At 70.4% G+C, this 23887-nt stretch carries 21 protein-coding genes; 13 read left to right on the plus strand and 8 right to left on the minus strand.

From position 1 onward, the window contains the following. Positions 1-97 precede the first annotated feature (97 nt). Together U3649_RS08085 and U3649_RS08090 are read left to right on the plus strand one after the other, a co-directional pair. On the plus strand, positions 98-1243 hold the full coding sequence (locus U3649_RS08085) for an OmpA family protein (protein ID WP_407354326.1): 1146 nt from the start codon (positions 98-100) through the stop codon (positions 1241-1243). 178 nt (positions 1244-1421) lie between these two features. After that, positions 1422-2000: a hypothetical protein gene (locus tag U3649_RS08090; protein WP_407354327.1), complete on the plus strand. Its 579-nt coding sequence runs from the start codon at positions 1422-1424 to the stop codon at positions 1998-2000. Between the two features lie 64 nt (positions 2001-2064). Here the strand turns inward: U3649_RS08090 and kbl are convergent, their stop codons facing one another. Beyond that, positions 2065-3258, minus strand: a complete 1194-nt coding sequence (gene kbl / locus U3649_RS08095; RefSeq protein WP_407354328.1) for a glycine C-acetyltransferase — start codon at positions 3256-3258, stop codon at positions 2065-2067. A gap of 104 nt (positions 3259-3362) precedes the next feature. Beyond that, positions 3363-4385 carry an L-threonine 3-dehydrogenase gene (tdh, locus tag U3649_RS08100; protein ID WP_407354575.1) on the minus strand — a complete coding sequence of 341 codons (1023 nt, stop codon included), beginning with the start codon at positions 4383-4385 and terminating at the stop codon, positions 3363-3365. 186 nt (positions 4386-4571) lie between these two features. On the opposite strand from tdh, the gene U3649_RS08105 reads away from it, so the two are divergent. Continuing rightward, on the plus strand, positions 4572-6725 hold the full coding sequence (locus tag U3649_RS08105) for a S46 family peptidase (protein ID WP_407354329.1): 2154 nt from the start codon (positions 4572-4574) through the stop codon (positions 6723-6725). Positions 6726-6800: 75 nt separating this feature from the next. Here U3649_RS08105 and U3649_RS08110 read toward each other — a convergent pair whose 3' ends face one another. After that, a complete protein-coding gene (locus U3649_RS08110) occupies positions 6801-7019 on the minus strand; it encodes a DUF6289 family protein (RefSeq protein WP_407354330.1) in 219 nt (72 codons plus the stop codon). Between the two features lie 70 nt (positions 7020-7089). Then, entirely contained in the window at positions 7090-7317 is a 228-nt protein-coding gene (locus tag U3649_RS08115) for a DUF6289 family protein (protein ID WP_407354331.1), read from the minus strand. A gap of 265 nt (positions 7318-7582) precedes the next feature. Between U3649_RS08115 and U3649_RS08120 the strand changes: the two genes are divergently transcribed. The 5 genes from U3649_RS08120 to U3649_RS08140 all read left to right on the plus strand — a co-directional run bounded on the left by U3649_RS08120 (position 7583) and on the right by U3649_RS08140 (position 13257). Beyond that, the gene (locus U3649_RS08120) at positions 7583-8230 is read left to right on the plus strand and encodes a histidine phosphatase family protein (protein WP_407354332.1); all 648 of its coding nucleotides are present in this window, start codon (positions 7583-7585) and stop codon (positions 8228-8230) included. A gap of 141 nt (positions 8231-8371) precedes the next feature. After that, entirely contained in the window at positions 8372-9649 is a 1278-nt protein-coding gene (gene folC, locus U3649_RS08125; RefSeq protein ID WP_407354333.1) for a bifunctional tetrahydrofolate synthase/dihydrofolate synthase, read from the plus strand. Between the two features lie 56 nt (positions 9650-9705). Further along, complete coding sequence (locus U3649_RS08130) at positions 9706-10635, plus strand: SPOR domain-containing protein (RefSeq protein ID WP_407354334.1); 930 nt, start codon at positions 9706-9708, stop codon at positions 10633-10635. 160 nt (positions 10636-10795) lie between these two features. Then, positions 10796-12268: an amidophosphoribosyltransferase gene (gene purF / locus U3649_RS08135; RefSeq protein ID WP_407354335.1), complete on the plus strand. Its 1473-nt coding sequence runs from the start codon at positions 10796-10798 to the stop codon at positions 12266-12268. A gap of 158 nt (positions 12269-12426) precedes the next feature. Then, positions 12427-13257, plus strand: a complete 831-nt coding sequence (locus U3649_RS08140) for a ferritin-like domain-containing protein (protein WP_407354336.1) — start codon at positions 12427-12429, stop codon at positions 13255-13257. 65 nt (positions 13258-13322) lie between these two features. On the opposite strand, the gene lpxH is transcribed toward U3649_RS08140, so the two are convergent. Next, the gene (lpxH, locus tag U3649_RS08145) at positions 13323-14060 is read right to left on the minus strand and encodes a UDP-2,3-diacylglucosamine diphosphatase (RefSeq protein WP_407354337.1); all 738 of its coding nucleotides are present in this window, start codon (positions 14058-14060) and stop codon (positions 13323-13325) included. Between the two features lie 314 nt (positions 14061-14374). Between lpxH and gltX the strand changes: the two genes are divergently transcribed. Then, the gene (gene gltX, locus U3649_RS08150; protein WP_407354338.1) at positions 14375-15778 is read left to right on the plus strand and encodes a glutamate--tRNA ligase; all 1404 of its coding nucleotides are present in this window, start codon (positions 14375-14377) and stop codon (positions 15776-15778) included. Between the two features lie 224 nt (positions 15779-16002). Next, positions 16003-16506, plus strand: a complete 504-nt coding sequence (locus tag U3649_RS08155; RefSeq protein ID WP_407354339.1) for a transcriptional repressor — start codon at positions 16003-16005, stop codon at positions 16504-16506. Between the two features lie 60 nt (positions 16507-16566). Here the strand turns inward: U3649_RS08155 and U3649_RS08160 are convergent, their stop codons facing one another. Beyond that, positions 16567-18765 carry a TonB-dependent receptor gene (locus U3649_RS08160; RefSeq protein WP_407354340.1) on the minus strand — a complete coding sequence of 733 codons (2199 nt, stop codon included), beginning with the start codon at positions 18763-18765 and terminating at the stop codon, positions 16567-16569. A 92-nt stretch (positions 18766-18857) separates the two neighbouring features. On the opposite strand from U3649_RS08160, the gene U3649_RS08165 reads away from it, so the two are divergent. Next, positions 18858-19253, plus strand: coding sequence for a MerC domain-containing protein (locus U3649_RS08165; RefSeq protein ID WP_407354576.1), 396 nt, complete (start codon positions 18858-18860; stop codon positions 19251-19253). 77 nt (positions 19254-19330) lie between these two features. Next, positions 19331-19513 carry a 30S ribosomal protein THX gene (locus U3649_RS08170; RefSeq protein WP_407354341.1) on the plus strand — a complete coding sequence of 61 codons (183 nt, stop codon included), beginning with the start codon at positions 19331-19333 and terminating at the stop codon, positions 19511-19513. A gap of 206 nt (positions 19514-19719) precedes the next feature. Here the strand turns inward: U3649_RS08170 and U3649_RS08175 are convergent, their stop codons facing one another. Together U3649_RS08175 and hutI are read right to left on the minus strand one after the other, a co-directional pair. Next, entirely contained in the window at positions 19720-20925 is a 1206-nt protein-coding gene (locus U3649_RS08175; protein ID WP_407354342.1) for a dipeptidase, read from the minus strand. A gap of 181 nt (positions 20926-21106) precedes the next feature. Next, entirely contained in the window at positions 21107-22339 is a 1233-nt protein-coding gene (gene hutI, locus U3649_RS08180) for an imidazolonepropionase (protein WP_407354343.1), read from the minus strand. An 8-nt stretch (positions 22340-22347) separates the two neighbouring features. On the opposite strand from hutI, the gene U3649_RS08185 reads away from it, so the two are divergent. Next, positions 22348-23706, plus strand: a complete 1359-nt coding sequence (locus U3649_RS08185; protein ID WP_407354344.1) for a formimidoylglutamate deiminase — start codon at positions 22348-22350, stop codon at positions 23704-23706. Positions 23707-23887 lie beyond the last annotated feature (181 nt).

Consider the following 23887-nt stretch of genomic DNA (forward strand, 5'->3'; position numbering starts at 1 on the left):
ACGGCTGACCCTAGGCTATTCTACGAAGGCGCGCGACCTGCGGCCTCGTTAAGAAAGGTGCAGTCACGCTTTCCCCCTTGATCAAGGAGCTGAACGAATGAAAAAGAAACTCCTCTGTGCCGCGTTGTTGGGAGGTCTGGGCCTGGCCCAGGCGGCCAACGCGCAGGAGTTCGACGACCGCTGGTACATCACCGGTTCGGTGGGCTTCAACTTCCAGGACGATGACCGTCGTACCGACGACGTGCCGATGGCCACGATCGGCCTGGGCAAGTTCATCAGCCCGGTCTGGTCCATCGACGGCGAGCTCAACTACCAGAACCCCAACATCGACGGTGGGGTCCCGGGTGGTAACAGTGACCTGAACTGGAGCCAGTACGGCGTCTCGATCGACTTCCGCCGCCACTTCATCTCCGAAGGCCGTGGCTGGAACCCGTATGCGCTGTTCGGCGTCGGCTACCAGCGCAGCGAGGAGGAGTACGACGCCTTCCCGAACCCGGACTCGCCTGGCGAGAATGAGGACGGCAACTTCGCCGCCAAGGTCGGCCTCGGCCTGCAGACCACGTTCGACAAGCGCGTGGCCGTTCGTGCCGAAGTGGCCTATCGCGCCGACTTCAACGACGACAGCTTCGCCGCAAACGGCGCTCAGGACTGGGGCGGCTACCCGCACAACCAGGAAGAGAGCTGGTTCGGCGACGTGCTGGCCTCGGTCGGCGTGGTGATCCCGCTGGGTCCGGAGCCGGTCGCCCCGGTCGCCCCGGCGCCGGCGCCGGTCGACAACTGCGCCGATCGCGACAGCGACGGCGACGGTGTCAACGACTGCGACGACCGTTGCCCCGACACCCAGGCGGGCACCACCGTCGGTCCGGATGGTTGCGCGGTTCCGGTCACCATCGACCTGCGTGGCGTGAACTTCGACTTCGACAAGTCGACCCTGCGTCCCGACGCCGTGGCGATCCTGAACGAGGCCATCGAGATCCTGCGTCGCTATCCCGACCTGCGCGTCGAAATCGCCGGTCACACCGACTCGGTAGGCAGCGATGAGTACAACCAGGGCCTGTCCGAGCGCCGTGCCCAGGCCGTGTACGACTACATCACCAGCAATGGCATCGATGCCAGCCGCCTGGTGGGCCCGACCGGTTACGGCGAGAGCCGCCCGATCGCGCCGAACACCAACCCGGATGGCTCCGACAATCCGGAAGGCCGTGCGCGCAACCGCCGTACCGAGATGAACGTCCAGAACTGATCGGACAATCATCTTCGCAAGACACGAAGCCCGGCCTTGTGCCGGGCTTCGTTTTTATCGCGTCCGCATCCGCGAACGTGCGACGCGCCAAATGAATGCGTTCCTGTCGAAACAGCGGCTTGTGAGCGAAACCTGAGGCGCATACACTCCTGCGCAACGACCGACGGGGAAATCGCGCATGCGCGCCGCCACAATGCTTCTGTTCGTGCTCGCCGCGCCTGCGCTCGGACATGCGGCCGATTGTTCGAGAACGCCGAGCTCGGTGCCGTCGACGCCGCTGCAGCCGACGGTGCTGGCGCCGCTGTCGCCGGAGCTCGCCGCCCCCAGCTATCGCCTGGGCGCGCACGGCGGGGTGCTGTCGCATGCCTATGACGAGGCGCAGTCGGTCGACCAGGTGTTGCTGCGGCTGCGCATCGAGGATTGCCGCAACGTCGCCAGCGCGATGCCGGCGCCGACGGTGGTCGATCCGCTGGACCCTTCGGTCTACAAGCCGAAGACCGAGCACGACAACACGCCGTGGCGCTTCGACATGAGCCAGAACGGCAAGATGATGACCGCCGACGAGTTCGATGCATGGATGAAGGCGCGCGGGGTGCGCATCGCGCGCGGCGCGCCGAAGCCCGCGGCGGCGGTGGTCTTGCCCGACGATGCGACGGCCGTGGGCGGCGAGGTCGGCGTGGTTCTGCCCGCTGTCCCCGATCCGGAAGCGGTGCCGGCCGAAGCCGAAGCTGCGCCTCCTGGAACTGATCCGCGGTAAACACCGCCACGCACGGCGCTTCAGCCGATGCGCGCCGCCGCTGCGGCGCAGCGCAGCGGCGCAGTCAGCGCCTCAGAACGCCCAGTTCTCGTCCGATCCGGGTGAACGCCTCGATCGCGGTATCGAGATGCGCGCGGGTGTGGATCGCCGAGATCTGGGTGCGGATCCGCGCCTGGCCCTTGGGCACCACCGGGAAGAAGAAGCCGATCGCGTAGATGCCTTCCTCGAGCAGGCGCTCGGCGAAGCGCTGCGCCAGCGGCGCGTCGTACAGCATCACGGGACAGATCGGGTGCGTGCCGGGCTTGAGGTCGAAGCCGGCGGTGCGCATGCGCTCGCGGAAGTACCCGGTGTTCGCCACCAGCCGCTCGCGCAGGTCGCCGGCCGCATCGAGCATCTCGAACGCCTTGGTCCCGGCCGCGACCACGTGCGGCGGCAGCGAGTTGGAGAACAGGTACGGGCGCGAACGCTGGCGCAGCAGTTCGACCACCTCGCGCCTGGCGGTGGTGAAGCCGCCGAGCGCGCCGCCCATGGCCTTGCCCAGGGTGCCGGTGAAGATGTCGATCCGGTCCATCACCCCCTTTACCTCGGCCGAGCCCCTGCCGGTCGCGCCCAGGAAGCCGGTGGCGTGGCACTCGTCGATGTGGACCAGCGCCTCGTAGCGCTTCGCCAGCGCGGTGATCTCGTCCAGCGGCGCGATGAAGCCGTCCATCGAGAACACGCCGTCGGTGGTGATCAGGACGGTGCGCGCGCCGTCGGCGCGGGCCTGCTGCAGCTGCCGCTCCAGGTCCGCCATGTCCGCGTTGGCGTAGCGGTAGCGCCTGGCCTTGCACAGGCGCACGCCGTCGATGATCGAGGCGTGGTTGAGCGCGTCGCTGACCACCGCGTCCTGCTCGCCCAGCAGCGGCTCGAACAGGCCGCCGTTGGCGTCGAAGCAGGCGGCGTAGAGGATCGTGTCCTCGGTGCCGAAGAAGTCGGCGATGGTCCGCTCCAGCCGTTTGTGCAGGTCCTGGGTGCCGCAGATGAAGCGCACCGAGGCCATGCCGAAGCCGTGGGTGTCCAGCGCGTCCTTGGCCGCCGCGACCAGGTCGGGGTGGTCGGCCAGGCCGAGATAGTTGTTGGCGCAGAAGTTGAGCACCGTGCGCCCGTCCTCGAGCCGGATCTCGGCCGACTGCGGGGAGGTGATGATCCGTTCGGACTTGAACAGCCCCTGGTCGCGGATCTCGTCGAGGGTGTCGGTGTAGCGCTGGGTCAGGGACATGGCAGGGGTTCGTGATTGGGGATTGGGGATTGGGGATTCGTTTGACGGGAAAGCGGCCGGACTCTTGCGAATCCCCAATCCCTAATCCCGAATCTCGGCTTTCATCAATTCCAGCTCAGCACGACCTTGCCCGACTTGCCGGATTCCATCAGGTCGAAGCCCTTCTGGAACTCCTCGGCCGGCAGCTGGTGGCTGAGCACCTTGCCCAGCGGGAAGCCCGAGAGCACCAGCTGGGTCATCTTGTACCAGGTCTCGTACATGCGCCGGCCGTAGATGCCGTGGATGGTGAGCCCCTTGAAGATGATCCGGTCCCAGTCCACGCCGGCGCCCTTGGGCAGCAGGCCGAGCAGGGCGATCTTGCCGCCGTGGTACATGGCGCCGAGCATGTCGTTGAAGGCGCGCGGATTGCCGCTCATCTCCAGGCCGACGTCGAAGCCTTCCAGGTGCAGGTCGGCCATCACGTCGCCGAGCGAGGCGTTGGCGACGTTGACCACGCGCGTGGCGCCCATGTCGGCGGCCAGCTTGAGGCGGTAGTCGTTGACGTCGGTGACCACCACGTTGCGGGCGCCGATGTGCTTGCAGATGCCGGCGGCCATCACGCCGATCGGGCCGGCGCCGGTGATCAGCACGTCCTCGCCGACCACGTCGAACTCGAGCGCGCAGTGCGCGGCGTTGCCGTACGGATCGAAGAACGCCGCGAGCTCGCTGGGGATCTGGTCGGGGATCGGCCACAGGTTGCTCGCCGGCATGACGATGTACTCGGCGAAGGCGCCGTCGCGGTTGACGCCGATGCCGACGGTGTTCGGGCACAGGTGCTGCTTGCCGGCGCGGCAGTTGCGGCAGTGGCCGCAGACGATGTGGCCCTCGGCCGAGACGCGCTGGCCGAGCTGGTAGCCGCTCACGCCCGGGCCGATCTCGGCGATGCGGCCGACGAACTCGTGGCCGATCACCAGGCCGGGCTTGATCGTGCGCTGGCTCCACTCGTCCCACAGGTAGATGTGCAGGTCGGTGCCGCAGATCGCGGTCTTCTCCAGCTTGATCAGGACCTCGTTCGGCCCCGGGCTCGGGACCGGCACCTCCTCCATCCAGATGCCCTTGGCGGCCTCGCGCTTGACCAGCGCGCGCATGGTGGTTTGACGCTGGCTCGTCGGCTGCATCGTTGCGTCCGTCATCCGAAAACAAGGCGGAATTATACGCCGCCGCGCGTTCGCGCCCGGGCACCGCCCGCAGGGCGGGTGGGTCCGCCGCACGGGCAGAGAACGGCCGCGGCCGTTAGACTTCGGCCTCCCGATCCGCCGCTCCGAGGACACCGCATGCGCCCAATGTCGATCGCCGCCGCACTGCTCCTGGCCGCCGCCGGCCTCGCACGGGCCGGGGAGGGGATGTGGGTGCCGCAGCAGCTGCCCGAGATCGGCGGGCCGCTGAAGAAGGCCGGGCTGCGGCTGCCGCCGGAGCAACTGGCCGACCTGCGCGGCGATCCGATGGGGGCGGTGGTCTCGCTCGGCGGCTGCACCGCGAGCTTCGTCTCGCCGCAGGGGCTGGTGGTCACCAACCACCACTGCGCCTACGGCGCGATCCAGCTCAACTCCACGCCCGAGAACAACCTGATGCGCGACGGTTTCAACGCCGCCGCCCGCGAGGACGAGTTGAGCGCCGGCCCCAATGCGCGCATCTACGTGCTCGATTCGATCATCGATGTCACCGACCAGGTCGAGCGGGCGATCGGCGCGGCGCCGGACGCGATCGGACGGGCGCGGGCGCTGGAGCACGTCGAGAAGCGGCTGATCGCCAACTGCGAGTTCCAGCCGGGATACCGCTGCCGGCTGTACAGCTTCTCCGGCGGCAACCGCTACCGCCTGTTCCGCAACCTGGAGATCCGCGACGTGCGGCTGGTGTACGCGCCGCCGGGCGGCGTCGGCAACTTCGGCGGCGAAGTGGACAACTGGATGTGGCCGCGCCACACCGGCGATTTCGCCTTCTACCGCGCCTACGTCGGGCCCGACGGCGGCCCGGCCGACCATGCCGAGGAGAACGTTCCCTACCAGCCGCCGCGCTGGCTGAGATTCGCCGACCGTCCGCTGCGCGAGGGCGACTTCGTCATGGCGGCGGGTTATCCCGGGACCACCAATCGCTACGCGCTGACGAGCGAATTCGAGCAGGTCGCGCAGTGGAGTTACCCCACCATCAGCCGTCATTACAAGGCGCTGCTGGCCCTGGTCGAAGCGGAAGGCCGCGAGAATCCGGAGATCGCGGTCAAGTACGCCAGCACCGTGGGCGGGTGGAAGAACACGTCCAAGAACTACGACGGCCAACTGGAGGGTTTCGCGAGGATCGACGCGGCGGCCAGCAAGCGGGCGGAAGAGGGGGCGGTGCTGGCCTGGTTGCGGGAGCAGGGCGAGGCCGGCCGCGCAGCGCTCGACGCCCATGCCGAACTGGAGCGACTGGTCGAGGAAGGCCGCGCCACCCGCGATCGCGACCTGGTGACCGGCCAGTTCCACCGCCTCGGTGCGATCGGCGTGGCGATGACGCTGTACCGCAACGCGATCGAGCGCAGCAATCCCGACGGCGACCGCGAGCCGGGCTACCAGGAGCGCGACCAGCCGCGGATCAAGGGCTCGCTGGAGCAGATGGAGCGGCGCTATCACCCGCAGATGGACCGGATCCTGCAGCGCTACTGGCTGCAGCAGTACGTGGCGCTGCCCGAGGAGCAGCGCGACGAGGCCATCGACGCCTGGCTCGGCGGCGGCGATGACGACGCGATCGAACGCGCGCTCGACGATCTCGCCAGGACCGGGCTGGTCAACCCGGAGGAGCGCATGCGCTGGTTGACCGCCGATCGCGATGCGTTCGAGAACAGCCGGGATCCCGCGATCCGTTACGCGGTCGCGGTGACGCCGTCGATGCTCAAGCAGGAACTGGAGCGCAAGGCCCGTGCCGGCGACGAGCTGCGGTCGCGGCCGCTTTACCTGCAGGCGGTGGCCGACCACCGCCACGCCCAGGGCCGCCATGTGTATCCCGACGCCAACGGTTCGCTGCGGATCACGTTCGGCAACGTGACCGGCTACACCAAGCTCGACGGCCAGGCGCAGCAGCCGTTCACGCGCCTGGAGGAAGTGGCGCGGAAGGCGACCGGCGAGGAGCCCTTCGACGCGCCGCAGGCGCTGCTGGATGCGGTCGAGGCCGGGCGCGACGGCGGCCTGGCCGACCGGCGGCTGCGCACGGTCCCGGTGAACTTCCTCTCCGACCTCGACGTGACCGGGGGCAATTCCGGGTCGCCGGTGCTCGATGCGCGCGGCCGGTTGACAGGCCTGCTGTTCGACATGAACTGGGAGTCGGTGAGTTCCAACTGGGTCTTCGACCCGGCGATGACGCGCACCATCTCGGTGGACCAGCGCTACCTGCGCTGGATCATGCAGGAGGTGTATCCGGCGCCGCGGCTGCTGGAAGAGCTGGATCTGGCGCCATAGGCGCGCTTGGGTGCGGCGGATCGCACGATGAAAAACGGCGGCCGTAGGCCGCCGTTTTCGTTTGCACCAGGACCGTCAGGGACGGTTGCAGAACAGCTGCCCGTTGACCACGAAGTTGCTGGTGCGTGTGCCCTGGTAGCTGAAGACGCCGTCGCAGCTGACGACGAAAGAGCCGACGACGTTGCCCTGGTCGTCGAAATAGACGCCCATGTCGCCGTTGCGATGCTTGGCGATCGCCAGTCCGGTGGCCAGCGCGGCGGCGAGGCCGAGGACGATCATAAGTTTCTTGCGCATGTCTGTGCTCCTGCAATGGTTGACGTGGCGGGACAGCGGTCCGCTCGCGGTGCCGCGGTCCGTCGGGCTTCTAGATCTCCGGATCGCAGATGAAGTAGCCGTCGGCGTAGTTCCGGGTGAACTTGCCCCAGGCCTCCTTGGTGCCGTCGCAATGGATGGCCTGGTAGCCGACCACGGCGCCGTTGTCGTCCAGGTAGTAGTAGAACTGGCCTGGACCGGTGGGACCGACCGCGGCGAAGGCCGCGCCGACCACGACGGTTGCCGCCAGGGCCAGGCCCAGGGCGATCTTGTTGCGCATGGGATTTCCCTCCTCGTTGAGGTGTGCCGCCGAAGCTGCGCGGCAAATCCATTGTCGAAGCACAGCGGGGGCTTGTCATGGGGAAAGCCCCGGGCATGCGTTGTAGCGTGACGGCGTTCGCGCGGGCGCCGGTCGGGCGTCACGCTCTCGGTGCGGGTCGTTCCGGGCATCGGCGGCGGGCAGCGCGCCTCCGGCACCGGGCGGTCTGCTACCCTGCGCCGGCCGCGGCGTGCCCGCCGGTTTCGAACGAGGGAGACCGCGAACGATGAGAATTCTGCTGGCCCGTCACGGCGAGACGCCCTGGAACGCGGAAGGCCGTTACCAGGGCAGGGAGGACATTCCGCTGTCCCCGGTCGGTGAAGCCCAGGCCGAGGCGCTCGGTGCACGCCTGCGCGAGGTGCGCATCGACCGCGCCGTCGCTTCGTCCCTGTCGCGTGCGCAGCGCACCGCGCAGCTTGCGCTCGGTCCTGAGCGAAGAGCGTTGCTGCAGACCGATCCCGGCCTGTTGGAGATCGCCCACGGCAGCTGGGAAGGCCTGCTGGCCAGCGAGATCCGCGACCGCGATCCGGATCGCCTGCAGGCCTGGCGCGAGTTCCCGGACAGCGTGCTGATGCCCGACGGCGGCGAGTCGCTGCAGCACGTGTTCGACCGCGCATGGCCGGCGCTGGCGCGCGCCTGCGACGGGCTGGGTGCCGACGGCACGGTGCTGGTGGTGGCGCACGACGCGGTCAACCGGGTGATCCTGTGCCGCGTGCTGGGCATTCCGTTCTCGCGGCTGTGGACCTTCCGCCAGGCGCCGACCACGCTCAACCTGCTCGAGGGCGACGGCCTGGAGACGCTGGAAGTGGTGCGGCTCAACGATTGCGCGCACCATACCCCGCTGTTCGGCGAGGCCGTGCACCGGGCGCTGTGAACAAGCGGACAGCGGCGGGGCCGGCCCGGCCGGCTGCATTCCGCGTCCGATAGCGACGGCTTGCGTCGCCGGCGGCGTTTCACAGTGGTGCCTGCCGGAGGCGCCGGTCCACGACTCCCGACCCTCGACCCGCAACCTCCGATGCCCCGCACGCTCGCCGACTGGCTCGACCACATCGAGCGCCAACATCCCCGCGAGATCGAGATGGGCCTGGAGCGCGTGCGCGCCGTCGCCGGGCGGATGCGGCTCGGGCGGCCCGCCCGAAAGGTGATCACCGTCGCCGGCACCAACGGCAAGGGCTCGACGGTCGCCTTCCTCGAGGCGATCGCGCGCGCCGCCGGCTGGCGCCTCGGCGCCTACACCTCGCCGCATCTGCTGGCCTACAACGAGCGCGTGCGCATCGACGGGCGTGATGCCGACGACGCGGCGCTGGTCGAGGCGTTCGCCGCGGTCGAGGCGGCGCGGAGCGGCGCACCGGCGCTGCCGCTGACCTACTTCGAGTTCGGCACCCTGGCCGCGCTGTGGCTGTTCGCGCGGGCACCGCTCGACCTGGCCGTGCTCGAGGTCGGGCTCGGCGGCCGCCTCGACGCCACCAACCTGGTCGACGCCGACGTGGCGGTGGTCACCACCGTCGATCTCGACCACCAGGACTGGCTGGGCGACGACCGCGAGGCCATCGGTCGCGAGAAGGTCGGCATCGCCCGCGCCTGGAAACCGCTGGTGCTGGGCGAGGATGATCCGCCCTCCAGCGTGCTCGGCCACGCCTATGCGATCGGGGCGTCCGCGATCCGCGCCGGCAGCGACTTCTTCTTCGAGCCGGTGGATGCCGCGCACTGGCGCTGGCGCGAGATCGGCTACGAGATCGAGCTGCCCAACCCGCGCCTGTCGGCGCCCGCCCAGCTGCGCAACGCCGCCACCGCGATCGCCGCGCTGCGCGCGCTGCGGCGGCCGCTGCCGAAGGCCGCGCTCGCGCAGGGCGTGGCTTCGGCGCATGCGCCGGGGCGGCTGCAGGCGTTCGTCCGCGACGGGGTGGAGATCGTGGTGGACGTCGGCCACAACCCGCAGGCCGCGCGCGAGCTCGCGGCCTGGCTGCGCAGTGCGCTGGTGGCGGGGCGGACGTTCGCGGTCTACGCGGCGCTGGCGGACAAGGACGTGGCCGGCGTCGTCGCGGCGCTGGCCGGGGGGGTGGACGCCTGGCACCTGGCCGGTTTGCCGCAGGCCGGCGCACGCGGGCTCGATGCGGAGGCCTTGGCGGCGCGCCTGGCCGGCACCGCCGCCGACGACGCTGCGCGCCATGCCGGGGTCGCGCAGGCATTGGCGGTCGCACGCGCCGAGGCCCGGGCCGGGGACCGGATCCTGGCGTTCGGTTCCTTCCGCACGGCGGCGGCCGCGCTGGTGGCGTTGCAGGGCGGGCATTAAGAAGTCGCCGCGGCATGCGGCGTATAATCCGCACGCCCCCGTTCGCGAACGAGTCGATGGATTCCGGACTGAAACAGCGCCTGATCGGCGCCGCCGTGCTGATCGCGCTGGCGGTGATCTTCCTGCCGATGCTGGTCAAGGGTCCGGCGCCCGACAGTGGCGTCTCCGACCTGCCGCTGGAGCTGCCGGACGAGCCCCGCGGCGAGACCGTCACCCGCGACCTGCCGCTGCTGGCCCCCGGCGATGCGCCGGACGGCGGTGCGGTCGGCATGCAGGCACGCCCGGACGGAAACGAACTGGCGACCGTGGATACCGCCGACGCGCCGCACCCGGATGCCGCCGACCTGGCTTCGGAGGTCGAATCGGCCGAAGCGGAAGCCGCGTCCGCGCCGGCGTTGCCGGCCACCGTTGCCGGTGGCGATTACGTCGTGCATTTCGGCAGCTACGGCAGCAGCGTCAGCGCCGACACCGTGGTCAACCGGCTGCGCGGCGAACAACTGCCGGCCGAGCGGAGCACCGCGACCGTCTCCGGCAAGCAGGTGTGGCGGGTGCGGATCGGTCCCTACGCCACCCGTGCCGAGGCCGAGACGGTGCGCCTGCGCGCCGCGCAGGTCGGCAGCAACGACGCGCGCGTGGTCGCGCTCGACGCGACGCCCGCACGGTCCGCCGCGCCGGCGGCATCGGCCACCGCGCCTGCGCCGGTTGCCGCGGCGCCGACACCGGCGCCCGCCGTGCCGGCGGCGGCTCCGGACGTCGGGTTCGTGGTCCAGCTCGGCGCGTTCAGCAACGCGGTCGACGCCGGCGCGCTGCGCGACCGGGTGCGTGGCGCCGGGTTCACGGCGTTCACCGATACCGTCGCCACCGAGAAGGGCACGCTGACCCGGGTCAAGGCCGGCCCGGTGCTGAGCCGCGCCGAGGCCGAACGGCTGAAGGCGCAGCTGCAGGGCAAGACCGGCGTCGCGGGCATGGTGCGCTCGCACCCGTAGCGGACGATTCCCGCGCGCCGCGGACGGCGCGTTTCGCAGGCCGGGCGGCGCAGCGCTTGATCCGGCCGGGACGGGCCTCGATATCGGGTCCGTCAGACCGGAGCGGTGCCGTCGCGGAGCGACGTGCCGGTCCACTCCCACAGCAACAGGCGGAATATCCATGTGCGGCATCGTCGGCATCGTCGGAACCACTGAAGTCGCGGCCGCGCTCTACGATGGCCTGACGGTGCTGCAGCACCGCGGGCAGGATGCGGCCGGCATCGCCACCGCCAACGGCAGCCAGCTGCGCGTGCACAAGGGCAACGGCCTGGTGCGCGACGTGTTCGACGACAAGGCGATGCGCCTGCTGGAGGGGCGCGTCGGCATCGGCCACTGCCGCTATCCCACCGCCGGCAGCGAGGGCCTGGACGAGGCCCAGCCGTTCTACGTCAATTCGCCGTACGGCATCGCCCTGGCCCACAACGGCAACCTGATCAACACCGACGCGCTGCGGCAGGAAGTGTTCGAGGAGGACCGCCGCAACATCAACACCGAGTCGGACTCCGAGGTGCTGCTGAACGTGTTCGCGCACGAGCTCGACCGCGAGCGCACGCTGACGCCGGAGGCCGCGTTCAAGGCGATCGAGGGCGTGCACCGGCGCTCGACCGGAGGCTACGCCGCGGTCGCCACGGTGCTGGGGCTCGGCCTGGTGGCGTTCCGCGACCCGCACGGCATCCGCCCGCTGGTGCTCGGCCGCCGCGTCACCGAGGCCGGCGACGAGTACGCGGTGGCGTCGGAGTCGGTGGCGCTCGACATCCTCGGCTTCGAGCGCCTGCGCGACGTCGCGCCGGGCGAGGGCATCGTGGTCACCGCCCGCGGCGAACTGCACAGCCGGCCGTGCGCGGAACCGCAGCTGCGCGCGCCGTGCATCTTCGAGTACGTCTATTTCGCGCGTCCGGACTCGATGATCGAGGACATCTCGGTGCACAAGGCGCGCATGCGCATGGGCGTGACCCTGGGCGAGAAGATCCTGCGCGAACGCCCCGACCACGACATCGACGTGGTGATCCCGATCCCCGACACCTCGCGCGATTCGGCGCTGGAACTGGCCAACGTGCTCGACGTGAAGTACCGCGAGGGCTTCATCAAGAACCGCTACGTCGGCCGCACCTTCATCATGGCGGGGCAGGGCGAGCGCGCCAAGTCGGTCAAGCGCAAGCTCAATCCGATCCCGCTGGAGTTCCGCGGCCGGGTGGTGCTGCTGGTCGACGATTCGATCGTCCGCGGCACCACCTCCAAGCAGATCGTGCAGATGGCGCGCGACGCCGGCGCGCGCAAGGTGTACCTGGCGTCGGCCGCGCCGCCGGTCCGCCATCCGAACATCTACGGCATCGACATGCCGTCCGTGGACGAGCTGGTGGCGAACGGCCGCACGGAGAAGGAGATCGAGCAGTTCCTCGGCTGCGACTGGTTGATCTACCAGGATCTCGCCGACCTGGAGATCGCCGTCGCCGGCCCGAAGTTTCCCGGTCGCCGCTTCGACAGTTCCTGCTTCAGCGGCGAGTACGTCACCGGCATCGAGCCCGGGTACTTCGAGCGCCTGCAGCAGCTGCGCTCGGACGAGGCCAAGCGGAAGCGGCGCATCGCCTCGTGAGCGGTGCGGAGATCCGTTGTTGTGGAAGCGACGGAAGTCGCGACCGCGTCACGCAGCCTTCGAACGGCCACGGTTTTCCGGTCACGCCGTGCCCTCGCTCTTCCTCGCCACGCCGCCGCAGGTCCCGTGCGCCATGAGCGTCGACGGGCCCTAGACGCGTGACCAGCGACTCGATCTTCCGGCACGCCCGCGCCTGTCTCGACGCCGCAGCGCCCGGGGACAAGATCGCCGCGACCTTCGCCGCGGCGGACGCATTCGCCTGCGGCGAACTGGCGATCGACACCGGCGTTCCGCCGCCGGAGCCCATTCGCATGCCCGGCCGCCCCGCCAGGCCGGTGCTGGTGCACCCGCGCGACCTGCCCCGGCGCGGCTTCGGCACGCCCGAGGGACGCGCCGCGTTCATCCACGCGATCGCGCACATCGAGTTCAACGCCATCGACCTGGCCTGGGACGCCGCCTACCGCTTCCGCGGCCTGCCGCGCGAGTACTACGCCGACTGGGTGTCGATCGCCCGCGACGAGGCGCGCCACTTCTCGCTGCTGCGCGGGCGCCTGCGCGCGCTCGGCTTCGATTACGGCGACTTCGACGCCCACAACGGCCTGTGGGAGATGGCTACGATGACCGCGCACGACGGCCTGGCGCGGATGGCGCTGGTGCCGCGGGTGCTGGAAGCGCGCGGGCTCGACGTCACCCCGGGCATGATCGTGAAGCTGCGCGCGCTGGGCGACGACGAGACAGCCGGCATCCTCGAGGTGATCCTGCGCGAGGAGGTCGCCCACGTCGCCGCCGGCAGCCGCTGGTTCCGCTGGTTCTGCGCGCGCGCCGGCATCGATCCGGAACCGACGTTCCGCGCACTGCTGGCCGAATACGCGCGCGCGGTGCTGCACGGGCCGTTCAACCTGGATGCGCGCAGCGCCGCGGGCTTCAGCGACGCGGAGCTGGACGCGCTGCGGCAACTGTCCGCCTCGCCCGCGCAACCTACCCGGTAGAGCGGAGCTCGCTCCGCTGCTCGCCACCCGGAGCGCGCACCGAGAGTAGCCGAGCAAGCTCGGCTCTACGACAGAGAGGAGAGCTGGCGGCGGCCGTCGGGGTATGCCCGCAGCACCGACCCCTGCGTGTACCAGTCGCCGAGCACGATGCGCCGGCGGGCACGACCCGCGACCGTGAGTTCGTGGATGGCGGGGCGATGGGTATGTCCGTGGATCAGGGTGTCGACGCCGAAGCGGGCGAACGTCTCGGCCACCGTCGGCGGCGAGACATCGGTGATCGTCTCCATGGTGCCGGCCTCGCGCAGCTCGCCGTGGCGCGCCTGGCTGGAGGCGCGCGCCTGCTGCGCGAAGGCGACTCGCGCCGGCAGCGGCTGGGCCAGCATGTACGCCTGCCAGTCCGGGTCGCGGGTCTGCGCGCGGACCTGCTGATAGGCGACGTCGTCGGTGCACAACAGGTCGCCGTGCATCAGCAGGACCGGTTCGCCGTACAGCACGATCACCGCCGGATCGGGCAGGAGGGTCATCCCCGCGCGTTGCGCGTAGTCGCGGCCGAGCATGAAGTCGCGGTTGCCGTGCATGAACAGCACCGGCACGCCGCTGTCGGACAGGGCCTTCAGCTTCTCCGCCACCAGGGCGCCCGCTTCCGACGGGTCGTCGTCGCCGACCCAGGACTCGAACAGGTCGCCGAGGATGTAGAGCGCGTCGGCATCGCGCGCCTCGCCGTCGAGGAACCCGGCGAACAAGCGGGTGATGTCCGGGCGCTCCGGATCGAGGTGCAGGTCGGAAATGAAGAGCGTGGTCATGGCGACATGATAGTGGAGCCGGGATTCGGGATTCGGGATTGGAGATTCGGAAAGGCAGCGGCGCGTTAGCAGGTCGCCTGTCAACCGTCATCCCGGCGCAGGCCGGGGTCCAGTTCGGCCGTCGCGAAAAGCAAGACGGATGCGGCTGCACCGGAATGGCGAGTGAGGGCGCTACGCTTTTCCCGATTCCCGATTCCCGATTCCCGATTCCCGATTCCCGATTCCCGATTCCCGATTCCCGATTCCCGATTCCCGATTCCCGAGTCCCGAGTCCCGAGTCCGCTAAAATGCGGTCTTCCCACCGGCTGCCGCCCATGACCGTCCGTACCCGCTTCGCCCCCAGCCCCACCGGCTACCTGCACATCGGCGGTGCGCGTACCGCGCTGTACTGCTGGCTCGAGGCGCGCCGCGCCGGCGGGCAGTTCGTGCTGCGGATCGAGGACACCGACCGCGAGCGCAGCACCCAGCCGGCGATCGACGCGATCCTGCAGGCGATGGACTGGCTCGGCCTGGACTACGACGAGGGCCCGGTCTACCAGACCGCGCGCCTCGACCGCTACCGCGGGGTCGCCGAGCAGCTGGTCGCCGCCGGCCGGGCGTATTACGCCTACGAGACCAGGGCCGAACTCGACGCGATGCGGGAGGCGGCGATGGCCGCCGGCGACAAGCCGCGCTACAACGGCGCCTGGCGCGATCGCACCGACCCGCGCCGCGACGACCCCAACCGCGTCATCCGCCTGAAGAATCCGCTCGAGGGCGTCGTCGCCTGGGAGGACAAGGTCAAGGGCCGGATCGAGATCGCCAACAGCGAGCTCGACGACCTGGTGATCCTGCGCCCGGACGGCTATCCCACCTACAACTTCGCCGTGGTCGTCGACGACCTCGACATGCGCATCACCGACGTGGTGCGCGGCGACGACCACGTCAACAACACGCCGCGGCAGATCAACATCTACCGGGCGCTCGGCGCCGAGCCGCCGGCGTTCTCGCACCTGCCGATGATCCTCGACGAGCACGGCGCCAAGCTGTCCAAGCGCACCGGCGCCGCCGACGTGATGCAGTACCGCGACGCCGGCTACCTGCCGCACGCGCTGCTGAACTACCTGGTGCGGCTGGGCTGGTCGCACGGCGACCAGGAGGTGTTCTCGATCGCGCAGATGCAGCGGTTGTTCGACCTGAAGGACGTCAACGCCAAGGCGGCGCGGTTGGATCCCGACAAGCTCGGCTGGCTGAACCAGCAGTACCTGAAGCACGACGAACCGGCGGACGTGGCACGGCACCTGGAATGGCACCTGCGCAACGCCGGCTACGACCTGTCGCAGGGGCCGGCGCCGGCCGACGTGGTGGTCGCATTGCGCGACCGCGTGCAGACGCTGGCCGACATGGCCGAGCGCGCCGCGGTCTGGTACCGCCCGCTCGAGCACTACGACGACAAGGCGGTCGCCAAGCACCTGAGGCCGGAGGCGGGCATGCCGCTGGCCGAGGCCCGCGAGCGCCTGTCGCGGTTGCCGGACTGGAACGCGGAGGCGATCAACGGCGCACTGCACGCCGCCGCCGAGGCGCTGGGCCTGGGCATGGGCAAGGTCGCGCAGCCGCTGCGGGTGGCGATCACCGGCACCCAGGTGAGCCCGGACATCGGCCACACGGTCTACCTGGCAGGCCGCGACGAGGCGCTGAAACGGATCGACGCCGCCATCTCCCGCACCGCGGCCGCCTGAACGCCGCCCGCCGCCGGCCGTTCGGTACCCGGCACCCGGCACCCGTAGAGCGGAGCTTGCTCCGCTGCTCCCGATCCGGAGCCGACGCCCGGCCAGCGCAGCCGAGCAAGCTCGGCTCTACGGGGCTTCGGGGGTGGCGCAGCCGAGCGAGCTCGGCTCTACGGGGCGCGCCCTGTCATGCCTGGTGACTTGAGTCGCGCGGGCGATGCCACCATCATCGGGACATGGTCCCTACCCACGCCTGCATCGATCCCAAGCACCATGTCCACGACGCCGCCGGCTTCGTGGCCGCGGTGGAGGACGCCTGCCGCGACCGCGGACTGCGGCTCACCCCGATCCGCGCGCACGTGCTGGGCCTGATCGCCGATGCCGGGCGCCCGCTGAAGGCCTACGACCTGCTCGACCAGGTGCGCGAGGGCGAGGGCCCGGGCGCGGCCGCGCCGCCGACGGTGTACCGGGCGCTCGACTTCCTGCTCGGCAACGGCTTCATCCACAAGCTGGAGTCGGTGAATGCCTTCGTCGCCTGCCACCATCCCAGCAGCCGCCAGCATTCGGTGCCGTTCCTGATCTGCGACGACTGCCAGAGCGCCACCGAGCTGGAGGACGAGCGGGTCGTGGAACTGCTCGACGATCGCGCCCGCGCACTGGGCTTCGTGCCGCAGGCGCAGACGCTCGAGGTGCACGGGCTGTGCGCCGAGTGCAGCCGGAGAAGAGCTAGGAACGAGTAACTAGAAGCGAGAAACGAGTGAGAGCGGGTGGGGTGCCCTTCACTCGTTCCTCGTTCCTGGTCAAAAGAACAGCCGTACGCCCGCGGTCACGTTGCGCCCCGGCAGCGGCGCCAGTTCCTTCAGGAACGACGTATGCGGGCGCGCCTCCTCGTCGAGCAGGTTGTTGCCGTCGACGAAGACCTCCCAGGCGTTGCCGCCCGGCGTATCCAGGTGCCAGGCCAGGCTGGCGTGCACCAGGGTGTAGCCCGGCGTCTCTTCCTCGTGCTCGGCCACGTCGTCCTGGCTGGCGTAGCGCACCGCGCCCACGCCGGCACGCCAGTTGCCGTCGCCTGCTGACCGCCAGCGCAGTTCGCCGCCCAGCCGCGCCGGCACGATGCGCGGCAGGTTGCCGTCGAGCGCGATGTCGGCGGTGTAGTCGTGGGTGTGGTCGCCGTGCGGCACCGAGAACGCCACCTGGCGGGTGCCGTCGCCGGCCAGCTTGCCGCGGACCACGTCGCCGAACGTGCGCAGGTCCCAGGTCCCGAAGTCGTTTTCGGCGAACGTCCACTGCAGGTCGATTTCGCCGCCGCTGAAGCGGGCATCGCTCTGGTTCCAGACCCGTGCCGGCGTGCCGCCGTCCTCGATGCCGGTGTCGGCGAGATAGACGAAGTCGTCGTAGCGCACGTGGTACAGCGACGCGCCGATCCGCAGCGGCCCGCGATGCCAGTGCACGCCGATCTCGGCGCGGTTCGCGGTCTCGACATCGAGGTCCGGGTTGCCGAATTCGAAGCTCTGCGTCGCCACGTGCAGGCCGTTGGAGTACAGCTCCTCGGCGGTGGGCGAGCGCTGGGCCCGGTCGAGGCCGAAGGACAGGTGGAAGTCCTCGCTGAAGTTCCAGCGTGCGGCGGCCGACAGGCTGGTGGCATCGAAATCGCGCGACGGCCCGATCGCTTCGCCTTCCTCGACGTCGATGCGGTTGCGGTCGTAGCGCGCGCCGAGCTCGAGATCGAACGCGCCGAACGCGCGCTCGCCGATCCAGAACAGGCCGGTATCGCGCGACTCCGAGGCCGGCACGAAGGCCTCGTCGCCGACCGCGCGGAAGTCCCGGCGCGAGCCCTGGATGCCGAAGGCGCCGCTCCAGCCGGCCCATTCCTCGTGCACGAGCTCCACGCGCCCCTCGAGGCTGTCGTTGTCGAACACGGTGCCGATTTCGTCGCCCTCGTATTCGGTGTGGGTGTAGTCGTTGCGGGCGAGCTTGACGCGCAGGCTGTCGAAGGCGCCGAGGTCGTCGAGGCCGCCGCGGATCTCGCTGCGGCGCTGGTCCATCACGATGTGCACGGCCTCCTCCGCGTGGCCTTCCTCGTGTTCGTCCTCTTCGTGATCGTGGCCGTGCCCCTCGTGCTCGTGGGCATGGCCCGGCACGCCGTAGCGGGTGTTGAACAGGCTGTAGCCGACACCGAGGAAGCCGCGGTCGCCGACGTACGACACGCCGATGGCGCCGCTGTCGGTGCGCACGAAGCTGTTCGGCAGCACGCCGTGGACCTGCTCCTCCTCGTGCTCATCCTCCTCGCCCTCGTGCTCCTCGTGGGCGTGCTCGCTTTCGGCGAAGCCGGGAATGTCGTAGTCGCCGGTCTCGCGGTGCAGCGCGTCGAAATGGAAGACCACCCTGCCCGAGGCCGAGGTGCCGTCGAGGCGCACCATGCCGGTCTTCTCGTCGTTGACGCTGCCCGCGCGCAGTTCAGCGCGGCCTTCCAGCGGCTGCGCGGTCGCGGCTTCCGGAATGCGGCCGTCGACCACGTTCACCGCGCCGCCGATCGCGCCGCTGCCATAGAGCAGCGTGGATGGGCCTTTCAGCACCTCGATCTGGTTGGCGAGGAAGGGTTCGATGCTGACGGCATGGTCGACACTGACCGTCGATACGTCGCCGGAGGCCAGGCCGTCGCTGAGCACCTGCACGCGGGCGCCGTCGAGACCGCGGATGATCGGGCGGCCGACACCGGGGCCGAAATAGGACGACTGCACGCCGGGCAGGCGCGCGACCGTCTCGCCGAGCGAGTTCGCCTTGGCCTCGTCCAGTCGTTCCCCCGCCAGCACTTCCACCGGACGCGTCAGGTCCTCGGCGGTCCGGGGCAGGGGCGTGGCCCGGACCACGATCGTGGACAGGTCCTTGACCTCGTCGTGGCGCGGATCGTCCTGGGCTGCGCGTGCGGGCGGCGCGAGGCAGGCGAGCAGGGCAAGGGGGAGGAGGGCGGGGCGGAAACGGGTCGCGGCGTGTGACATCGGCTTCTTCACGTCTGGTTGGGGAGGCGGTAAGCTGAAACAGTTCGATGATGTTATAATGTTTCAACTTGGACCGATATCCCCCGGAAGTCATGCGCGCACCAGGATCCACTCTCCGTCAGGCCGACCGGGTCGGCTTCGCCGCTTCATTCGTGTGCGCCGTGCATTGCGCGCTGCTGCCGGTGGCGCTGGCGCTGCTGCCCGCTTTCGGCCTCAACTTCGGCGGCTGGATCGATTTCGACCAGGCGTTCGTGGTCTTCGCCACCTTGCTGGGGCTGACCACGATGAGCCTGGGCTACCGCCGGCACCGCGCGTTCAGGGCCTGGGCGCTGCTGCTGCCCGGGTTGGCGCTGGTGTGGCTGGGCGCGTTCTCGCCCCTGCACGACCACACCCTCGGCCACGCCGCGATCATGGTCGCCGGCGGCCTGTTGCTGGCCGGCGCGCACCTGCTCAACCTGCGCCTGAGCCACGCCCACGGCGGTGGTTGACCGGGGGCGCGTGCTACGATTCGGGGTCTCGCGCGCCGCTCGGTGCGCCGCAATTATTCGAGAATCAGGAGCATCCGATGGGCAAGGGCGATCGCAAGACCCTCAAGGGCAAGCGCTACAACTCCAGCTACGGCAAGTCCCGCGCGCACGCGGTGAAGAAGACCGCGACGGCGACCCAGGCGCCGGTGGCCAAGAAGACCGTGGTCAAGGCACCGGCGAAGAAGGCCGTCGCGAAGAAGACCGTGGTCAAGCCGGAATAAACCCCCGCTTGCGGCAAACGAAAAGCCCCGCGTCTGCGGGGCTTTTCTCGTTTTGCTTCGGCCGGATGCGGATGGAGGTCAGCGGGCGACGCCCCGGCGCGCTTTCGCTCGATTCGCCCGAACCGCGTTCGTCCGCGTCGATCCGTGGCGAGAATGCTTCCTGGTATCCGCCCGCGTATCTGCCGAATCACCGTCACGTGCGCTGATCAGCGCGGCTCCGCGCCCGCCTCGATCTCGGCCCATACCCGCAGCAGGTTGCCGCCGAGGATCTTGCGGATGTCGGCATCGGCATGGCCGCGCGCCTGCATTCCGGCGACCAGGTTCGGATAGTCGGCGACGGTGCGCAGCGCATCCGGCAGGTTGCCGCCGACGCCGTCGAAGTCCGAGCCGATGCCGACGTGGTCGGCGCCGACCAGCGCCACCGCGTGGTCGACCTGGTCGAGCACCGCCTCGATCTCCGTCGACGGCATCGGATGGTCCGCGTCCCATCGCGCCTCGAACGCCTGCCGGTCTTGCGGCGGCTGCCCCGCCGCTTCGAGTTCCGCGTTGCGGCGGTCGAAGTCGTAGACGGCGCGGAAGTAGTCCTGCGTGTTCTGCGCCGCCTCCGGGTTGACGAAGGCGGTGCCGAACGGGATCTGGATCACGCCGCCCTTGGCCGCGATCGCCTTCGCCAGTTCGTCGCTGAGGTTGCGCTCGAAGCCCGGGGTGAAGTGGCGCAGCGCCGAATGGCTGGCGATCACCGGCACCGTGCTGAGTTCGACCGCCTGGCGCACGGCGTCGTCCGACAGGTGCGAGACGTCGACCATGATGCCGAGCCGGTTCATTTCCGCGACCACTTCGCGGCCGAACGGGCTGAGCCCGTTCCAGCGCTTCTGCAGCGTGTACGACGAGTCGGAGATGCGGTTGTTGGCGCTGTGGGCGAGGGTGACGTAGCGGACGCCGCGGTCGAAGAAGCGCTGCAGTTCGCCGAGGTCGTCGCCGATCGGTGCGCCGTTTTCCATGCCCAGCGCCAGCAGCACGCGGCCGCCTGCGCGCAGCGCGTCGACGTCTCCGGGCGAGCGCAGGATCGCGAACTTGTCCGGGTGCCGGGCGGCCAGCGCCTCGACCGCATCGATCTGCATGTGCGCGGCCTGCCAGGCGGTGCCGTCCTCGTCCTGCCTGGCCGAGGTGTAGATCGACATGAAGGCGACATCGAGGCCGCCGGCGCGGGCGCGCGGATAGTCGAACTCGCGATCGGGCGCTTCGACCCCGAGGTCGGCCCACTTGTCCATCAGGATGCCGGGGGCGTCGATGTGGGTGTCGACGACGATCGCGTCCTGCGCCAGCCGGCGCGCGGCCGCGGGCGGCTCCTGCGCGGATGCGGCGGCAGCGGCGAGCATCAGTGTGCAGCAGAGCAGTGCGTGGCGTTGCATGGTGTCTCCTGGTTGCAGCGGACGGAAGGTGCGAAGGCGAAACCGCGTCGGCCGCACGCGGCGGCGGCGCGGGCGGCCTTGCGGGTCGACGACGGTCGCGCCCGGCTCCGGGCTGTGGCGGGTGCGGGCCGGCGCCGGTTTCCGCTCGTCGGGGCGGCGCCGGAACACGGTAGCGGCGGGCTCATGCCACCCGGTTCCCGCCCGCGTAGACGGCGCTGGCCAGGCGGCCGCCGAGCCAGTAGCACAGCTCCGCCGGCCGTGCGACCGCCCAGTGCACGAAATCGGCGCGCATGCCCGGCCGCAGCGCGCCGCGATCGTCGCGGCCCAGCGCGCGTGCGGCGTTGACGGTCGTGCCGCGCAACGCTTCCTCCGGAGTCAGCCTGAAGTGCGTGCACGCCAGCTGCATCGCCTGGCGCAGCGACAGCAGCGGCGAGGTGCCGGGATTGCAGTCGGTGGCGACCGCCATCGGCACGCGGTGCGCGCGAAAGGCGTCCAGCGGCGGCAGCCGGGTTTCGCGCAGCACGTGGAAGGCGCCCGGCAGCAGCACCGCCACCGTGCCGGCCTCCGCCATCGCGCGTGCGCCGGCATCGGAGGTGTACTCGACGTGATCGGCGGACAGGCCGCCGAATTCCGCCACCAGCGCCGCGCCCGCGCCGTCGCTGAGCTGGTCGGCATGCAGCTTGACCGGCAGGCCGAGCGCGCGCGCGGCCTCGAACACCCGCCGCGTCTGCGCGCTATCGAAACCGATGCGCTCGGCGAAGGCGTCCACCGCGTCGACCAGGCCCTCGGCGTGCAGCCGCGGCAGCCATTCGACCACGGCGTCGATGTAGGCGTCGGCGCGGCCGGCGTATTCCGGCGGCAGCGCGTGGGCGGCGAGATAGGTGGTGAAGACGCCGATGCCGAGTTCATCGCCGATGCGCCGCGCCACGCGCAGCATCTTGCGCTCGCCGTCGAAGTCCAGGCCGTAGCCGGACTTGATCTCCAGCGTGGTGGCGCCGTCGGCCACCAGCGCGCGCGCGCGCGGCAGCGACTGCGCCAGCAGCGCCTCCTCGTCGGCCTCGCGCACGGCGCGGACGCTGGAGAGGATGCCGCCGCCGTTGCGGGCGATCTCCTCGTAGCCGACGCCTTGCAGGCGCTGTTCGAACTCGGCCGCGCGGTCGCCCGCGAATACGAGATGGGTATGGCAGTCGACCAGTCCGGGCGTGATCCAGCCGCCGCCGGCGTCGACCACTGCGCCCGACAGGGCATTCGGGTCCGCCGGCAGTGCGGCGCGCGGCCCGGCGTAGACGATCGTGCCGCCGTGCCAGCCGAGCGCCGCGTCGCCGATCTCGCCGTAGCCGTCGTGGCCGTCTAGGGTCGCCAGCGATACGCCGACGATCAGTCCGTCCCAGGGAGCCTGCCGCGGATCGTTCATGCGGCCGATTGTACGGGAGCGCCCGTGCGCGCCGGCGCCATGCCGCGGCGGGCGTCCGCCAAGGGATCGCCACCGGCCGGCCATCGCGCCACAATGCCGTCATGAACGATCCCATCACGCGCGTCCCCGGCGGCTGGCGCCTGCCCGGCATTTCCAATCTGCATTCGCATGCCTTCCAGCGCGCGATGGCCGGGCTGGCCGAGCGCCGCGCCGATCCATCCCGCGACGGCAGCGCCGCCCGCAACGGCCATGACAGTTTCTGGACCTGGCGCGAGACCATGTACCGCTTCGCCGCCCGGATGACGCCCGACACCACGCGTGCGGTCGCGGCGCAGCTGTACGTGGAGATGCTCGAGGCCGGCTACACCAGCGTCTGTGAATTCCACTATCTGCACCACCAGCCGGATGGTCGCCCCTACGCGCCCGCGGATGCGATGTCGGCGGCGCTGATGGAGGCCGCGCACGAGACCGGCATCCGCCTGACCCTGCTGCCGGTGCTGTACATGACCGGCGGTTTCGACGGCCGGCCGCTGTCGGAGCGGCAGCGGCGCTTCGGCCACGAGGTGGATGCATTCCTACGGCTGGTGGACATGCTGCACGCCCGCGAGGGCGACGGCCTGCGCGTCGGTGTCGCCTTCCACAGCCTGCGCGCGGTGCCCGAGGCGGCGATGCATGCGGTGCTGGCCGCGCTGCCCGCGGACCTACCCATCCACATCCACATCGCCGAACAGGTGGGCGAGGTGCAGGATTGCCTGGCGGTACGCGATGCGCGGCCGGTCGAATGGCTGTACGACCATGTCGATGTCGACGCGCGCTGGACCCTGGTGCACGCCACCCACCTGACGCCGGCCGAGACCGCGCGTATCGCCGCCAGCGGCGCCACGGTCGCGCTGTGCCCGACCACCGAGGCCAATCTCGGCGACGGCCTGTTTCCGCTGCGGGCCTATCTCGATGCAGGCGGGCGCTGGGGCATCGGTTCGGATTCGCACATCTCGATCTCGCCGGTCGAGGAATTGCGCTGGCTCGAGTACGGCCAGCGGCTGGCTACGGGGCACCGCAACATCGCCGTGGCGGAAGGCAGCGACAGCGTCGGCGAAACGCTGTTGCGCGCTGCGTTGGCCGGCGGCGCGCACGCGACCGGCTTCGGCGCCACCGACGACGCGGTCGTGCTCGATGCCGACGCGCCGGTCCTGGCCGGCGCCACCGCCGGCGACGCCGCCGACCGCTGGATCTTCAGCGGCAATCGGCCGCTGGTGCGCGACGTGCACGTCGGGGGGCGCCAGCGTGTCGCTGATGGTCGCCACCTCGACCGCGATGCCGTCGCCGCACGCTATGCCGGGACGATACAGGCGCTCCTGTCGGCCTAGATGGCGCTCGTCTTCCGTAGAGCGGAGCTTGCTCCGCTATTCCCGGCTCCGGAGCCCACCCAGCGGAGCAAGTTCCGCTCTACGGGACGACGGCAGCGGCGGCGCCTGGGGCAACGGCATGCATCACATTCGCGCCGCGAGGTGCGGGTTCCGTCGCGCGGCGGCCCGGTCCCGTCGCAAA

This window comes from Luteimonas sp. R10 (genome assembly GCF_045689605.1).
Taxonomy (GTDB): domain Bacteria; phylum Pseudomonadota; class Gammaproteobacteria; order Xanthomonadales; family Xanthomonadaceae; genus Luteimonas.

Excerpts from the sequence above, each read along its gene's own strand:
- U3649_RS08085 (WP_407354326.1), top strand. The coding sequence starts at position 98 with ATGAAAAAGAAACTCCTCTGTGCCGCGTTGTTGGGAGGTCTGGGCCTG.
- U3649_RS08090 (WP_407354327.1), top strand. The coding sequence starts at position 1,422 with ATGCGCGCCGCCACAATGCTTCTGTTCGTGCTCGCCGCGCCTGCGCTC.
- kbl (WP_407354328.1), bottom strand. The coding sequence starts at position 3,258 with ATGTCCCTGACCCAGCGCTACACCGACACCCTCGACGAGATCCGCGAC.
- tdh (WP_407354575.1), bottom strand. The coding sequence starts at position 4,385 with ATGCGCGCGCTGGTCAAGCGCGAGGCCGCCAAGGGCATCTGGATGGAG.
- U3649_RS08105 (WP_407354329.1), top strand. The coding sequence starts at position 4,572 with ATGCGCCCAATGTCGATCGCCGCCGCACTGCTCCTGGCCGCCGCCGGC.
- U3649_RS08110 (WP_407354330.1), bottom strand. The coding sequence starts at position 7,019 with ATGCGCAAGAAACTTATGATCGTCCTCGGCCTCGCCGCCGCGCTGGCC.
- U3649_RS08115 (WP_407354331.1), bottom strand. The coding sequence starts at position 7,317 with ATGCGCAACAAGATCGCCCTGGGCCTGGCCCTGGCGGCAACCGTCGTG.
- U3649_RS08120 (WP_407354332.1), top strand. The coding sequence starts at position 7,583 with ATGAGAATTCTGCTGGCCCGTCACGGCGAGACGCCCTGGAACGCGGAA.
- folC (WP_407354333.1), top strand. The coding sequence starts at position 8,372 with ATGCCCCGCACGCTCGCCGACTGGCTCGACCACATCGAGCGCCAACAT.
- U3649_RS08130 (WP_407354334.1), top strand. The coding sequence starts at position 9,706 with ATGGATTCCGGACTGAAACAGCGCCTGATCGGCGCCGCCGTGCTGATC.
- purF (WP_407354335.1), top strand. The coding sequence starts at position 10,796 with ATGTGCGGCATCGTCGGCATCGTCGGAACCACTGAAGTCGCGGCCGCG.
- lpxH (WP_407354337.1), bottom strand. The coding sequence starts at position 14,060 with ATGACCACGCTCTTCATTTCCGACCTGCACCTCGATCCGGAGCGCCCG.
- gltX (WP_407354338.1), top strand. The coding sequence starts at position 14,375 with ATGACCGTCCGTACCCGCTTCGCCCCCAGCCCCACCGGCTACCTGCAC.
- U3649_RS08155 (WP_407354339.1), top strand. The coding sequence starts at position 16,003 with ATGGTCCCTACCCACGCCTGCATCGATCCCAAGCACCATGTCCACGAC.
- U3649_RS08160 (WP_407354340.1), bottom strand. The coding sequence starts at position 18,765 with ATGTCACACGCCGCGACCCGTTTCCGCCCCGCCCTCCTCCCCCTTGCC.
- U3649_RS08165 (WP_407354576.1), top strand. The coding sequence starts at position 18,858 with ATGCGCGCACCAGGATCCACTCTCCGTCAGGCCGACCGGGTCGGCTTC.
- U3649_RS08170 (WP_407354341.1), top strand. The coding sequence starts at position 19,331 with ATGGGCAAGGGCGATCGCAAGACCCTCAAGGGCAAGCGCTACAACTCC.
- U3649_RS08175 (WP_407354342.1), bottom strand. The coding sequence starts at position 20,925 with ATGCAACGCCACGCACTGCTCTGCTGCACACTGATGCTCGCCGCTGCC.
- hutI (WP_407354343.1), bottom strand. The coding sequence starts at position 22,339 with ATGAACGATCCGCGGCAGGCTCCCTGGGACGGACTGATCGTCGGCGTA.